This window comes from Burkholderia sp. SRS-25, from assembly GCF_004343765.1.
GTDB lineage: Bacteria > Pseudomonadota > Gammaproteobacteria > Burkholderiales > Burkholderiaceae > Burkholderia > Burkholderia contaminans.
The window spans coordinates 55,749-69,024 of the sequence record NZ_PTXM01000005.1 but is presented as its reverse complement, the minus strand read 5'-3'; the positions used below and the strand labels follow the sequence as shown (position 1 = coordinate 69,024).

Genomic DNA, 13,276 nt, shown 5'->3' with positions numbered 1-13,276 from the left:
CGCCGGCCCGCCCAAACGCCATCGCACGGGCCCGGGCCCGGGTCGAACCTTTCAATTTCGATTCGTATCGGATGTAAGCAAGTGTCGCATTCACTGCTGCGCTGCACGCAACGTGCTACTAATACCGTGCGACGCGAGAAGCGCGCTTGCGGCAGTTGCCGCCGCGCCCGCTCGCAAGACACCACCCCGGAGAGCCAACCATGAAGAAAATCTCGCTCACCCTCGCTACGCTCGCCGTTGCAGCCAGCGCGTTCGCCCAAACCCCGGCGCAGCCGCAGGCGCCCGCCCAGGCCCCCGCCACGACGGCCGCGGCGTCGGCCCCGAGCGCCGAGCAGCGCGAGGCGCGCCACGAAGCGCGCGTCGAGCAGCGCATCAAGTACCTGCACGACCAGTTGAAGATCACGTCGGCGCAGGAACCGCAGTGGAAGACGTTCGCGGACACGATGCGCGACAACGGCGACACGATGGGCCGCCTCTATCGCGAACGGATGGCGAAGCACGAGGTCTCCGCACTCGACGACATGAAGCAGTACGCGGAACTGTCGCAGGCGAACGCCGACGGTGCGAAGAAGCTCGCCGACGCCTTCGCACCGCTCTACGAGAGCTTCCCGGCCGACCAGAAGGCGCTGGCCGATACGACGTTCCGCAGCTGGCTGCACCACGGCGGCGAGCATCGCGGCAAGGGCAAGACGAAGGGCAAGGATGGCAAGGCGGCAGCCGCGCCGGCTGCCAGCGCACCCGCGCAACCCTGACGCCCTCCCTGCCGGCGCCGTACCGCCCATCCGGGCCGAACGGCGCCGCGCCGCTCCAGGCGACCGGCGCGTCACACGGCGCGCCGGATTCGGGATAAGCTCCCGGCTTTTACAGCTTTCCCGCCCTTCCCCGCCATGCTCGAACTCAAGCACCTCGACCTGCGTACCGATCCGCAGGCCCGTCGCGTCGTCAAGGACGAAACCGTCGCCGTTGCCTTCGCGGAGGCCGACGGCGAACTGATGAGCCTCGAGGGCCCGAACCGCTATGTGGCGGGCGACGCGCTGATCACGGGCTCGACCGGCGACCGCTGGGTCGTGTCACGCGCGCGCTTCGACGCCAAATACCTGCCCGCCGATCCGGCACTCGCACACGGCGAACCGGGCGCCTACCGGAACCGGCCGGCCGTCGTGCTCGCCCGCCGGATGGACGAGCCGTTCACGATCGCCCGCTCGGAAAACGGCGATACGCTGCGTGGCGTCGCCGGCGACTGGGTGATGCAGTACGCGCCCGGCGACTACGGTGTCGTGCAGGCGCAGCGCTTCGCGCAGGTCTACCGCGACGCGTAATGCAGCGCGCCGGCATGGCGCCGGCGCGAACGGTCACGCGAAGTCTTCGTCGAGTACGAGTTCCGCGTCGCGCTCGACGGCCTCGCCGGCCGCGTGACGCTCCTCGAGCGACCCGAGCATCGCTTCCGTATACGCATGCAGCACCGCGTGGCTGCGTGCCCGTTGCATCGGCTTGAGCGCCAGGTAGCGCGCGAGCGCGGCCGGCACGATCCGGATATCGAGCGTCATCCGCTTCGGCGCCGAGCCGAAACGCATCGCGAGCCACTGCACGGACAGGAATCGCCCGCGCGCGTCGCTGCTTTCGGCGAAACGCGTCTGCTCCGGAAAGAGATCGCAGATCACGCGTGCGAGCGCGTCGAATTCCGCGCTCTGGCATTCGATCAGATAGTCATCCATCCCGTCTCTCCCGTCAGGCTGCCGATTGCGACGGCCGGCATGCCTTCACCAGCACGACGACCAGGATCGCGGCAAGCACGAAATACGCGGCCTCGACCCAGCCGGCCGGCAGCACGCGCACCTGGTACAGCAACGCCGGCGCGGCCGCCAGCGCATGCAGCACGATCGCGAGCGGCAACACGCCCGCGCGGCCGGCGCGCACGCCGCGCCAGACCAGCACCGACAACGCGAGCTGCAGCACGAATGCCGTGCAGCGTTCGAGCAGCAACAGCAGCATCGACTGCGCCGACAGCGTCGCGAGCATCACGTGCAGGCGCACGACGGTCTCGCCCGGCAGGTCGGCGAGCTGCGTCTCGAGCTGGCCGCGGCTCGCGAGCCACGCGAGATACGACCACTGGCCCCATACGAGTACGCCGATGAACCACGCTTCGGCGCCCCCGTGACCGATCCCGTAGCCGATTCCGCGGCTGTCGCCGGCCGACGGGCCGTAGCGGCGGTTCAGGAAACGCATCCCGAGATAGCGGCCGGCTTCCTCGAATACGGCCGTCGCGAGCGCGCTGTACGCGACGAACGCGAGCGGCTGCGTGAGCCAGCCATCCGGCGGCGTCCGGCTCAGCACGAGCCCGTGGAACGCGCGCTCGAGGATCATCGCAAACAGCGTGAAGACGGCCACGCCGACGATCGTGTCGCGGCGGTTCAGCGCCAGCGGCTTGCGCAGGAGTCGGTAGAGGACGAGCGGCAGGAGCGCGATGATCAGCGTGGCGGCGATCAGCACCGCCAGCGTGACGGGAGCGACAGTCATGTATTTCCTTGTTCGGGGCAGCGCACCTGACGCGCTGCGTGCCCCGAATGATACTCAGCTTGCGGTCGACGCGCGCGCAACCAGCTCGCCCGGCAACAGCGAGACGCGTACGTCGCCCGCCGCGCCGTCGATCCGCTCGTGCACGAATTCGACGGCCTTGTAGCCGATTTCGTAGGTCGGCTGACGGATCGTCGTGATCCCGATCAGCTCGGCCCATTCCGGATCGTCGATCGACAGCAGCGCCGCCCTCTGCTGCCATGCGGTGCCGAAACGCGCGCGCAGGTGGCGCGCAATCGCGAGTGCGACCGGCGCGTTCGCGGCGAACAGCGCCGCGCGCACGCCGCGCCGTGCCGCGTCGTCGATGCGAACATCGATGTCGGCCAGCGCCGCCGTGACCGCGTCGGGCGCGTCCAGGTCGAGCACGACCGTCGACGGCACCGTCAGCCCGCGTGCCGCCAGCGCCGTGCGGAACGCAGCCTCGCGCAGGCGCCGCGAGCTGACGCGCTCGAACGGCTGCACGACGAAATGGATCGCATCGAAACCGTGTTCGACCAGGTGTGCGAGCGCCGTCTCGATCGCGTCGGCGTTGTCGAGGCCGATCAGGTCGGCCTCGAAGCCTTCGACCGTGCGATCGACGAGCACGGCCGGGATGCCGGCGCCGCGCAGCGGGCGCAGCACGTCCTCGTCGGCGCCGAGCGCGTTGACGATCAGCCCTTCGACGCGGTAGGTCGTGAGCAGCTGCAGGAAGCGGCGCTCCATCTCGACTTCGTTCGCCGCGTGACAGATCAGCGGCATGTAGCCGAGTGCATGGCACGCGGCCTCGACGCCCTGCAGCACTTCGACGGTATAGGGATTGGTCAGGTCGGCCGCGAGCATGCCGAGCAGGCGGTTGCGGCCGCGCTTGAGCCCGCGCGCCATCTGGTTCGGCCGGTAGTTGAGCCGAGCGATGGCCGCTTCGATCCGCTGGCGCAGATCGGTGGACAGCACGTGCGTCTCGCCGTTCAGGTAGCGCGACACACTGGTCTTGCCGGTGCCGGCCTCGCGCGCGACATCGCTGATCGTCGCCGGACGCGTCGTGGTTGGTTGCGAATCGGTCACTGTGGTGCCTCGCGACGTGCGATCCGCGCCGCTTCGTGAGCAGACGGACCTTTGTTGTTGGAAACGTAAGCCACCCGGTGGAATCTCCTGTCGACCAGCGTTAGCGCTTCAGCGCTTACGCTGGTCCCATGCTTCGCGGTCGACCAGCGCAGCCCTTCACCGCTTACGCCGATCCCCTGCTTCGCGATGGTCAGCACCGGCGCGTCGGCACCCGCCCCGGTCACCTGCAAAAGCAGTCGGCCGCACCGGACCTGGCGCGGATACCCGTCGCGAAACGCTGCCGGCAGCATTGCCGGGTTGTCGATGCGACGCGCGGGCGATCATAACGCAGCCAGCCGTCCGGCACCAAGACCATCGACTCTAACGAAGCCGTCCCCCGCCGGCAGGACATCGGCCCGTGGTCGCTCCATTCCCTGCCGCGGCTCAGGCGCGCGTGAGCGCATCCGGATTGACGAGATTCGTGCGCAGCGTGCCGGCCAGCGCGCCGACCAGGTTTTCCGCGGCACAGCGCGCCATCGCATCGCGCGTCTCGTGCGTCGCCGAGCCGATATGCGGCAGCGCGACGACGTTCTTCATCTGCAGCAGCGGCGAATCCGCCGCCAGCGGCTCCTTCTCGAACACGTCGAGCCCCGCGCCGCGGATCGTGCCCGCGTGCAGCGCATCGATCAGCGCGGCTTCGTCGACTACCGGCCCGCGCGATGCGTTGATCAGGATCGCACCGCGCTTCATCTTCGCGAATTCGGCCGCACCGATCAGGTGGTGCGTTTCCGGCGACAGCGGCACCTGCAGGCACACGAAATCCGATTGCGCGAGCAGGTCGTCGAGCGTGACGCGCCGCGCGCCGTACTGCGTCTCGGCTTCCGCATGCGCGGAGCGGTTCGCGTACAGCACCTGCATCCGGAAACCGAGCGCCGCGCGGCGCGCGACCGCGCCGCCGATCCGCCCCAGCCCGACGATGCCGAGCGTCTTGCCTTGCACGTCGGTGCCGTACAGGTCGGGGCCGATGCTGCGATGCCAGTGCCCGGCCTTCACCCACTCGGCCAGCTCGACCACGCGTCGCGCGGACGCGAGGATCAGCGAAAACACCGTATCGGCGGTCGACTCGGTCAGCACGTCCGGCGTATGCGCGAGCACGATCCCGCGCCGCGTGAGATCCGCGACGTCGAAGTTGTCGTAGCCCACCGAGATCGTCGACCACGCCTTCAGCCGCGGTGCGCGGTCGAGCATCTGCGGCGTGACCTTCAGGCTCGCGCCGATCGCGCCGTCCGCGTCGCCGAGCGCATCGGCGAGGGCGGCGGCGCCGTCGGCCTGCACGACGTCCGCATGCTCGCGAAGGTACGCGAGGACGTCATCGGGCAGCGGCTTGTACGCGACGATACGGGGCTTCATCTGATTCATTTTCCTTGCAGCGGCGTCGCGAGCGGATGCGTATCGCGCGCCTGGGGTTTGACGGACAGCGTGAGGATCACCGCGGCGACGAGCGCGGCGCTCATGAACGCGTACGACGCGACGGGCGAGCCGGTCGCACCGTTCAGGTAGCCGACGAAGTACGAGCCGACGAACGAACCGAGCGCGCCCATGCTGTTGATCAGCGCCATCGCGCCGCCGGCGACGTTCTTCGGCAGCAGTTCCGGCACGATCGCGAAGAACGGGCCGTACGGCGCGTACATCGCGGCGCCTGCCACGACCAGCAGCGCATACGAGATCCAGAAGTGCGACGAGCCGAGTGCATACGATGCGGCGAACGCAGCCGCGCCGATCAGCAGGAACGGCCACACGAAACCGCGGCGGGAGCCGACCTTGTCGGACGCCCACGACGCGGCAATCATCGCGATCGTCGCGGCGAGATACGGCAGTGCGGACAGCCAGCCGGTCGCGACCATCCCGAGGTCGGAGCCGTTCTTGACGATCGACGGCAGCCACAGCACGAAGCCGTACACGCCGATGCTCCAGCAGAAATACTGTGCGCACAGCTTGATCACGGCCGGCGAGCGGAACGCTTCGCCATAATTGCGCACGGGCTTGATCGCGGCCTGCTCGGCCGCGAGCGCGGCGTCGAGGTCACGCTTTTCCTGCGCGTTGAGCCACGGCGAATCGGCCGGCTTGTCCTGTACGAGGAACCACCAGCACACGGCCCAGAGGACGGCCGGCACGCCTTCGGCGATGAACATGTGGCGCCAGCCGAATTCGTGCACGAGATAGCCCGACACGATCGACATCCACAGCACGGTGACCGGGTTGCCGAGGATCAGGAACGTGTTCGCGCGCGAGCGTTCGTTCTTCGTGAACCAGTTGCTGATGTAGATCAGCATCGCCGGCATCACGGCCGCCTCGACAACGCCGAGCACGAAGCGGATTGCCATCAGCGACGGGATGTTGCTGACCACGCCCGTGAGCGCCGCGCAGGCGCCCCACAGGATGAGGCTGACGAACACGAGCTTCTTCACGCTGCGGCGTTCCGCATAGATCGCGCCGGGAATCTGGAAGAAGAAGTAGCCGAGGAAGAACAGCGCGCCGATCAGCGACGACAGGCCCTTGCTGATCCCGAGGTCCTGGTTGATGCCGGCCGCGGCCGCGAACCCGTAGTTCGCGCGGTCGAGGTAGGCGAGGCTGTACGTGATGAAGACGATCGGCATGATCGTCCACCAGCGGCGGGCAGCGAGAGTGTTGGCCATCAGAATGTCTCCTGTGTCGATCCAAGTTAGCGCTTTAGCGCTTACTTGGATCCCATGCTTCGCGGTCGACCGGAGTTGGCGCTTTAGCGCTTACTCTGGTCCCATGCTTCGCGGTCGGCCAGAGTCGGCGCTTTAGCGCTTACTCCGGTCCCATGCTTCGCGGTCGGCCAGAGTCGGCGCTTCAGCGCTTACTCCGGCTCCATGCTCCACAATCGACCGGAACAAACGCTTCAGCGCCCGTCCCGGTCCCGTACCTTGCCGTGCGCATGCACGACGAAATGAGTCCGCGGATTGTGCCGTGTCCGGCCTCTCATTGCGCGGTGAAGGTTTCCTCTAAGCGATCGGTGCGATTGCTGACGTTTTCGAATCGATCGAGCGCGGCGCGGGTCGGCAGTCCTTCCGAGTCGCCGATCACCTGGATCGCGAGCGCGCCGATCCGGTTGCCGCGCGCCACCGCCTGCTCGATCGTCTTGCCTTCCAGCAGCGCGCTGACCACGCCGACCGCGAAGCCGTCGCCGGCGCCGACCGTGTCGACGACGTTCTGCACGCGCTCGCCCGTCACCGTTCCGTCACGGCCGTCGGCCGTCCGGTAGTACGCGCCCTCGGCGCCGAGCTTGATCACGACACCGCGCGCGCCCTGTGCAAGATAGAAGCCCGCGATGTCGGCCGGCGTGTCGTGCCCGGTCAGTTGCCGCCCTTCGGCGATGCCCGGCAGCACCCAGTCCGCGAGCGACGCGAGCGCGTTCAGCGTCTTCGCCATCACGTCGGCGGACGGCCACAGCGTCGGGCGCAGGTTCGGGTCGAACGAGATCGTCTTGCCGGCCGCGCGCATTTCGCGCGCGAGCTTGAACGCGAGTTCGCACGATGTCGCGGAGATCGCCGGCGCGACGCCCGTCAGGTGCAGGTGGCGCGCGCCGAGTACGTAGTCGGCCACGTAGTCGTCGCACGACAGGTGGCTCGCGGCGGACCCCTTGCGGAAATATTCGACGGTCGGGTCGCTGCCGTCGTCGTTGCGCGACTTCAGCTGGAAGCCGGTCGGATAACGCGGATCGACGGTCACGCACGACGCGTCGATGCTCTCGCGCGCCAGCGTGTCGAGCACGTAGCCGCCGAACGAATCGCGGCCGACGCGGCTCATCCAGCCGACCCGGAAGCCGAGCCGCGACAGGCCGATCGCGACGTTCAGGTCGGCGCCCGCGACCCGCTTCGTGAACTGCGTCGCGTGCGCGAGATGGCCGGGCTCGGTCGCGACGAACATCGCCATCGCTTCGCCGTAGGTCACCACATCGAGTGCTGCTTTCATGAATGAACTCTCCAGGATCCTTCCGCCGTCACGCAGCGGCGAGCCATGCAACGCGCCGGCATGCATCGCCCGCCAGGTCGGCCGCGTCGAACGGGAACTCGATGCCGCGCGGCGCGTGTTGCGGCAGCACCGCGAGCACGCCGGTCACGAGCGGATCGTTCGGGGCCGGCGCGGTCGCGAAACGACGCGCGCCCTCGCCCGCAACCGCCTTGCAATGAATGTATTCCACATGCGGCGCGAGCACTTGTGCGCAATCAAGCGGCGCTTCGCCCGGCCACTGCCAGTTGCCGATGTCGAAGGTCATCCCGAGCGCATCGGGCATGCCGGCCGCGGCCAGTGCGTCGAACAGCCCGCGGAACTGCGCGAGCGCGCCGCCGGCCGGAAGCTGGCCGTTCTCGACCACCACGCGGGCCCGCGCGCCGCGCGACAGCGCGACGATGTCGGCCGCGTGCGCGTCTCCGGCGAAGCCGCCGAGCTGGAATTTCACGAAGCGCGCGCCGAGCGCGTTGGCTTCGGCGAGCGCGCTGCGCAATGCGTCCGCATCGAGCGCGCCCGTTTCCGTGTACAGGTTGGCCGGCGTCGAGAAGACCGACCACAGACCGTGGCTGGCCAGTTGCGCGCCGAGCGTGGCCAGCGCGCCGGGCGCGGCGTCCTGTTCCGACGCGAACAGCTCGCGCCGCACCTCGAAGCCGGTCGCACCGGATGCCGCCGCGGTCGCGATGAATGCACTGTGGCCCTCCTGACGCACGCGGTCCATCCCGAATGCGCTCGCCACGATCACGATGTCTGCCATTTTGCCCTTTTTAACCGGAATGGAACCGGTTCCATTTGCTTGAGAAGGATGGTGCGCCTCGCTCCGGACCCACGCCATAGAGGAAATCCCTAAGACAGTGCACGACGTGAACGCGCGCCCGACGGCTTGCATCGGGCGTTCCCGAGCCGGGTCCGGCCGCTCAGGCGGGGCCGTGCGCGAGGCTCATCTCGAGGAACTGGGCGGCGACCCGCGAAGGCGCGCCTCCGTGCGGCACGAGAATGGAAAAGTGACGGGTGAGCGGCGCGGGCGCGAGCGAGCGCAGCACGAGCGCGGCATCGTCGTGACGCAGCGACATCGCGGACACGAATCCGACGCCCATCCCGGCCCGCACCGCTTCCTTCACGGCTTCGACTCCCGCGATCTCGAACGCGACGCGCATTGGCGCGGCGCCTTGCGCGAACGCGCGTTCGACGAGTTGCCGCACGGCGGAGCCCGCCTCGCGCAGCACGAGCGGATGGGCCGCCAGCGCGTCGAGCGTGACCCCCGAAGCGTAATCCGGCTCGGCGAGCGGATGCCCGGTCGGCACGATCGCCACGATCTCGTCCTCACGCCACGCATGCACCGCGGTGCCCGGCGGCAGGGCCTCGCCGGGCGGCCCTTCGATCATCGCGATATCGAGCGACGGCAGTGCCGCGACCACGTCGGCCGTATTGCCGCTCATCGTCTGGATCGCCACGCGCGGCGCACGCGGCTGGAACGCCGCAATCAGGTACGGCAACAGGTAACTCGCGGGCGTCGTGCTCGCGCCGATGCGCAGCGTGCCGGCTTCGAGGCCGCGTACCGCGTCACGAAACGCACGCGCCTGCGCAAACGTGTCGCGCTGCGCCTTCGCGTACTGCGCGAGCTGTTCGCCCACCGGGGTCAGGCGGATGCCGCGGCCTTCCCGCTGGTACAGCGGCTCGCCGAATTCGTCCTGCAGCAGCCGCAACTGGCCCGACACGGCCGGCTGCGACAGGTGCAGCGCCACGGCGGCGCGGCTGATGTTCAGGTGCTCGGCGACGGCGGCGAACGTTATCAGTTGATCCGGGGTCATGGGGATAAATTATCGGCTTTCCGGATAGTTTACGTCACAAATCACAATTTTTCATATCGATATAACGAAATTAGGATTACACCATCGCAACACGCTCCATCACGGTGCTTCCATGTCCACTGCTCCGACTCCCCATCTCAGCCCCGCCGCGCCGTCGATGCGCGGCCAGTTGAACGGCGTGCTGTTCGTCGCGCTGTTCGCCGCCGCCGTCACGAGCCTGTCCCAGCTTCCCGCGATCGCTGGGCTCGGCCTGTCGCCGCTGATCGTCGGCATCGTCGCAGGCGCCCTGTACGGCAACGCGCTGCGCGACGGCATGCCGGCCAGCTGGGCAACCGGCGTCAATTTCTCCGCGCGCAAGCTGCTGCGCATCGCGGTCGCGTTCTTCGGGTTGCGCGTGAGCCTGCAGGAAATCGCGCAGGTCGGGCTGCCGGGCCTGACGGTATCGGTACTGGTCGTCGTCAGCACGCTCGTGATCGGCACGTGGGCCGGCATGAAGATCATGAAGCTCGACCGCGATTCCGCGCTGCTGACCGCCGCCGGCAGCGCGATCTGCGGCGCGGCCGCCGTGCTCGCATTCGAATCGACGCTGCAGTCGAAGCCGCACCAGAGCGCGATGGCCGTGGGCAGCGTCGTGCTGTTCGGCACGCTGTCGATGTTCCTGTATCCGATCGCGTATCACGCCGGGCTGCTGAACCTCGATCCGGCCGGCCTCGGCCTGTTCTTCGGCGGCACGATCCACGAAGTCGCGCAGGTGGTCGGCGCGGCGAGCGACATCAGCCCGCAGGTCGCGCACATCGCGACGATCGTCAAGATGACCCGCGTGATGCTGCTGGTTCCGGTGCTGCTGGTGCTCGGCTGGTGGCTGGCCCGCTCGGCACGCGCCACCGCCGGCGGCGTGCCAGGCAAGCGCAAGGTGGCCGTGCCCTGGTTCGCACTCGGCTTCCTCGGCTTCGTGATCGTCAATTCGCTGAACGTGCTGCCCACCGACGTCACCCACACGCTGAACGTGCTCGACACCTTCGCGCTGACGATGGCCATGACCGCCCTCGGCATCGAAACCCGCGTCGCGCAGATCCGTGCAGCCGGCCCCCGGGCGCTCGTGACCGGCCTGATCCTGTACGTGTGGCTGATTGCCGGCGGCTACGGGATCACCTGGGCCGTGCAGCACTGGCTTGGCTGAGTTGCCCGCCCGTGACACTTCGCGCGCCGCGTCCGACGGGAAGGTCCCGCGGGCGCGGCGCAGTGCTATGCTTCGCGTCGTTTTCCATCGCCCTCTTTCAGCCGTGCTCTCGTTCCTGCTGAAGCTGCGCACTCGCGCCCAAACGCTGTTCCGCCTGTCGGACGCCCATACGATGCTGATCTGGTCGGCCATCGTCGGCGTCGGCGGCGCCTTTGCCACGATGGCGTTTCGCGAAGGCATCGACCTGATGCAGCACCTGATCTCCGGGCAAAGCGGCAGCTTCGTGCAGATGGCCAAGCGCCTGCCGTGGTACGTGCGGTTCTGGATGCCGGCCGCTGGCGGCTTCCTCGCCGGCTGCGTGCTGCTGCTCGCTACCCGCGGCGACAAGCAGGCCGCCAAGACCGACTACATGGAATCGGTCGCGCTCGGCAACGGCATCGTGCCGGTCCGCCAGAGCCTGTGGCGCAGCGTGTCGTCGCTGCTGACGATCGGCAGCGGCGGCTCGATCGGCCGCGAAGGCCCGATGGTGCAGCTCGCCGCGCTCGCCGCGTCGCTCGTCGGCCGCTTCGTGCACTTCGACCCGCCGCGCCTGCGCCTGCTGGTCGCCTGCGGGGCGGCCGCCGGCATCACGTCCGCGTACAACGCGCCGATCGCCGGCGCCTTCTTCGTGTCGGAGATCGTGCTCGGCGGCATCGCCATGGAAAGTCTCGGGCCGATGATCGTCTCGTCGGTCGTCGCGAACATCGTGATGCGCGAATTTGCCGGCTACCGGCCGCCGTACGAGATGCCGGTGTTTCCGGCCGTCACCGGCCCCGAAGTGCTGCTGTTCGTCGTGCTCGGCGCGCTGTGCGGCGTGCTCGCGCCGCAGTTCCTGCACCTGCTCGATGCATCGAAGAACCAGTTCAAGCGGCTGCCCGTGCCGCTGCCCGTGCGGCTCGCGCTCGGCGGCCTCGTCGTCGGCGTGATCTCGGTATGGGTGCCGGACGTGTGGGGCAACGGCTACAGCGTGGTGAACCTCATCCTCCATTCGCCGTGGACCTGGCAGGCCCTCGTCGCGGTGCTCGTGCTCAAGGTGATCGCGACCTCCGCCACCGTCGGCTCCGGCGCGATCGGCGGGGTATTCACGCCGACGCTGTTCGTCGGCGCGGTGTTCGGCTCGCTGTTCGGGCTCGCGATGCAAGCCGTGTGGCCCGGCCATACATCGGCGTACTTCGCGTACGCGATCGTCGGGATGGGCGCGTTCCTGACGGGCGCCACGCAGGCGCCGCTGATGGCGATCCTGATGATCTTCGAGATGACGCTCAGCTACCAGGTGGTGCTGCCGCTGCTGGTGTCCTGCGTGTTCGCGTACTTCGTCGCACGCGCGACCGGCACGACGTCGATGTACGAGATCACGCTGCACCACCACCAGGATGCCGAGGAACGCAGCCGGATCCGCACCACGCAGATGCGCGAGCTGATCCAGCCCGCGCAGACGGTCGTGCCGCTCACCGCGAGCGTCGCCGACATGACGCGCGTGTTCCTCGAATATCCGGTGAAGTATCTGTACGTGACCGACGACGCCGGGCGCTTTCGCGGCGCGGTCGCACTGAAGGACATCACGTCGGACCTGCTCGACAAGCGCGACACGACCGACAAGACGGCTGCGCACTATGCGCACACGCCGTTTCCGCTCCTCACGCCCGACATGCCGCTCGCGACCGCGCTCGAACGCTTCATGGCGTTCCAGGGCGAACGCCTGCCGGTGATCGAAAGCGAAGCCGAGCCGACGCTCGCCGGGGTCGTCTACAAGACGTCGCTGCTCGATGCGTACCGGCGGATGACCGGCCAGCGCTGACCGGGCGCCTCGCCGCCGGCAGCACGAGCGCGGCTCAAGGCCAGGGCCCGCTCAGTCCGGCGCGCGCCCGAGCACCACGCGCGCGAAGAACCCCGCGAGCACCGACTCGGCCGCCTCGGCCGACACGTGCTGCGGATCGGCCGTGTAATACGACTGCACGCCGTCGCACAGGCACATCAGCCCGAACGCAAGCGTCTCCGCCGGCAGCAGCAGCGGCGTGCCGGCACGCTCGGCGAAGCGCCGGATGAACTCGGCCATCTGCAGGCGCTTGCCGTGCAGGAACTGGTTGAAGCGCACGCGGAACTTCGCGTCGCGCGCGGCCTGCAGCTTCGCCTCGCCCCACAGCAACGAATATTCGTCGTCCTGGAACAGCGTCCGGTAATACGCGAGCGCCATCGACTCCATCTGCTCGCGCGATCCGCCGCCGTCGAAGATCGCCTGGAAATCGGCCTGCACCTCCGCGTGGTCGCGCTCCAGCAACGCCAGCAACAGGTCGGACTTGCTGCTGAAATTCGAATAGAACGCGCCACGCGTATAGCCGGCCGCCGCCGCGATGTCCTCGACGCTCGCGGCGACATAGCCTTTCTTCAGAAAAATACCGTGCGCGGCAATCAGCAGACGTTCGCGCGTCTGGTCCCTGCTCTGCTCGCGAGTTAAGCGCTGAGGTTTCATGGCGCGCAGTCTAGCACCCTTTACCTTACGGATTCATCTTTGCATTCAGATACAGGTGTGTATTAGAATTCGCCACAGTTTCTGAAAGATGGTGTCCGCACGCCCGTGCCGGCGCCGCTCGGGGCAAGCGCCCGCCGCGCTTGCCGG

The 13,276-nt window shown here is 68.3% G+C and carries 14 protein-coding genes; 4 read left to right on the top strand and 10 right to left on the bottom strand.

What is annotated here, in order from left to right:
- The first annotated feature begins 200 nt into the window (after positions 1-200).
- A complete protein-coding gene (locus tag C5O79_RS06910) occupies positions 201-752 on the top strand; it encodes a Spy/CpxP family protein refolding chaperone (protein ID WP_046545787.1) in 552 nt (183 codons plus the stop codon).
- Between the two features lie 135 nt (positions 753-887).
- Positions 888-1,319 (top strand): PGDYG domain-containing protein, encoded by a 432-nt coding sequence (locus C5O79_RS06905; RefSeq protein WP_046545788.1) that lies wholly within the window; start codon positions 888-890, stop codon positions 1,317-1,319.
- A gap of 33 nt (positions 1,320-1,352) precedes the next feature.
- On the opposite strand, the gene C5O79_RS06900 is transcribed toward C5O79_RS06905, so the two are convergent.
- From C5O79_RS06900 to C5O79_RS06850, 9 genes are all read right to left on the bottom strand, one after another.
- A complete protein-coding gene (locus tag C5O79_RS06900) occupies positions 1,353-1,715 on the bottom strand; it encodes a DUF3022 domain-containing protein (protein WP_047850836.1) in 363 nt (120 codons plus the stop codon).
- Positions 1,716-1,728: 13 nt separating this feature from the next.
- The gene (locus tag C5O79_RS06895; protein WP_047850835.1) at positions 1,729-2,517 is read right to left on the bottom strand and encodes a YhfC family glutamic-type intramembrane protease; all 789 of its coding nucleotides are present in this window, start codon (positions 2,515-2,517) and stop codon (positions 1,729-1,731) included.
- Positions 2,518-2,571: 54 nt separating this feature from the next.
- The gene (locus tag C5O79_RS06890; protein ID WP_047850834.1) at positions 2,572-3,615 is read right to left on the bottom strand and encodes a LacI family DNA-binding transcriptional regulator; all 1,044 of its coding nucleotides are present in this window, start codon (positions 3,613-3,615) and stop codon (positions 2,572-2,574) included.
- The gene (locus C5O79_RS06885; RefSeq protein WP_122473967.1) at positions 3,612-3,905 is read right to left on the bottom strand and encodes a hypothetical protein; all 294 of its coding nucleotides are present in this window, start codon (positions 3,903-3,905) and stop codon (positions 3,612-3,614) included. Before C5O79_RS06885 ends, C5O79_RS06890 begins: the two co-directional genes overlap by 4 nt.
- Before the next feature lie 133 nt (positions 3,906-4,038).
- The gene (locus C5O79_RS06880; protein ID WP_047851142.1) at positions 4,039-5,004 is read right to left on the bottom strand and encodes an NAD(P)-dependent oxidoreductase; all 966 of its coding nucleotides are present in this window, start codon (positions 5,002-5,004) and stop codon (positions 4,039-4,041) included.
- 5 nt (positions 5,005-5,009) lie between these two features.
- Complete coding sequence (locus C5O79_RS06875) at positions 5,010-6,290, bottom strand: MFS transporter (protein WP_046545793.1); 1,281 nt, start codon at positions 6,288-6,290, stop codon at positions 5,010-5,012.
- A gap of 310 nt (positions 6,291-6,600) precedes the next feature.
- The gene (locus tag C5O79_RS06860; protein WP_122474541.1) at positions 6,601-7,593 is read right to left on the bottom strand and encodes a sugar kinase; all 993 of its coding nucleotides are present in this window, start codon (positions 7,591-7,593) and stop codon (positions 6,601-6,603) included.
- A gap of 28 nt (positions 7,594-7,621) precedes the next feature.
- Complete coding sequence (locus tag C5O79_RS06855; protein WP_131931332.1) at positions 7,622-8,386, bottom strand: TIM barrel protein; 765 nt, start codon at positions 8,384-8,386, stop codon at positions 7,622-7,624.
- Positions 8,387-8,546: 160 nt separating this feature from the next.
- The gene (locus tag C5O79_RS06850) at positions 8,547-9,440 is read right to left on the bottom strand and encodes a LysR family transcriptional regulator (RefSeq protein WP_046545795.1); all 894 of its coding nucleotides are present in this window, start codon (positions 9,438-9,440) and stop codon (positions 8,547-8,549) included.
- A 112-nt stretch (positions 9,441-9,552) separates the two neighbouring features.
- On the opposite strand from C5O79_RS06850, the gene C5O79_RS06845 reads away from it, so the two are divergent.
- Both C5O79_RS06845 and C5O79_RS06835 read left to right on the top strand, forming a co-directional pair.
- Positions 9,553-10,620, top strand: coding sequence for a YeiH family protein (locus C5O79_RS06845; protein WP_122473969.1), 1,068 nt, complete (start codon positions 9,553-9,555; stop codon positions 10,618-10,620).
- Between the two features lie 103 nt (positions 10,621-10,723).
- Positions 10,724-12,457 carry a ClcB-like voltage-gated chloride channel protein gene (locus C5O79_RS06835; protein ID WP_205746227.1) on the top strand — a complete coding sequence of 578 codons (1,734 nt, stop codon included), beginning with the start codon at positions 10,724-10,726 and terminating at the stop codon, positions 12,455-12,457.
- Positions 12,458-12,508: 51 nt separating this feature from the next.
- On the opposite strand, the gene C5O79_RS06830 is transcribed toward C5O79_RS06835, so the two are convergent.
- A complete protein-coding gene (locus tag C5O79_RS06830; protein ID WP_046545798.1) occupies positions 12,509-13,129 on the bottom strand; it encodes a TetR/AcrR family transcriptional regulator in 621 nt (206 codons plus the stop codon).
- Between the last annotated feature and the right edge of the window lie 147 nt (positions 13,130-13,276).

What these genes read in the sequence shown, in the direction of transcription:
- C5O79_RS06830 (WP_046545798.1), bottom strand. Translation starts at nt 13,129, where the DNA reads ATGAAACCTCAGCGCTTAACTCGCGAGCAGAGCAGGGACCAGACGCGC.
- C5O79_RS06875 (WP_046545793.1), bottom strand. Translation starts at nt 6,290, where the DNA reads ATGGCCAACACTCTCGCTGCCCGCCGCTGGTGGACGATCATGCCGATC.
- C5O79_RS06895 (WP_047850835.1), bottom strand. Translation starts at nt 2,517, where the DNA reads ATGACTGTCGCTCCCGTCACGCTGGCGGTGCTGATCGCCGCCACGCTG.
- C5O79_RS06900 (WP_047850836.1), bottom strand. Translation starts at nt 1,715, where the DNA reads ATGGATGACTATCTGATCGAATGCCAGAGCGCGGAATTCGACGCGCTC.
- C5O79_RS06885 (WP_122473967.1), bottom strand. Translation starts at nt 3,905, where the DNA reads ATGCTGCCGGCAGCGTTTCGCGACGGGTATCCGCGCCAGGTCCGGTGC.
- C5O79_RS06850 (WP_046545795.1), bottom strand. Translation starts at nt 9,440, where the DNA reads ATGACCCCGGATCAACTGATAACGTTCGCCGCCGTCGCCGAGCACCTG.
- C5O79_RS06905 (WP_046545788.1), top strand. Translation starts at nt 888, where the DNA reads ATGCTCGAACTCAAGCACCTCGACCTGCGTACCGATCCGCAGGCCCGT.
- C5O79_RS06910 (WP_046545787.1), top strand. Translation starts at nt 201, where the DNA reads ATGAAGAAAATCTCGCTCACCCTCGCTACGCTCGCCGTTGCAGCCAGC.
- C5O79_RS06845 (WP_122473969.1), top strand. Translation starts at nt 9,553, where the DNA reads ATGTCCACTGCTCCGACTCCCCATCTCAGCCCCGCCGCGCCGTCGATG.
- C5O79_RS06860 (WP_122474541.1), bottom strand. Translation starts at nt 7,593, where the DNA reads ATGAAAGCAGCACTCGATGTGGTGACCTACGGCGAAGCGATGGCGATG.
- C5O79_RS06880 (WP_047851142.1), bottom strand. Translation starts at nt 5,004, where the DNA reads ATGAAGCCCCGTATCGTCGCGTACAAGCCGCTGCCCGATGACGTCCTC.
- C5O79_RS06855 (WP_131931332.1), bottom strand. Translation starts at nt 8,386, where the DNA reads ATGGCAGACATCGTGATCGTGGCGAGCGCATTCGGGATGGACCGCGTG.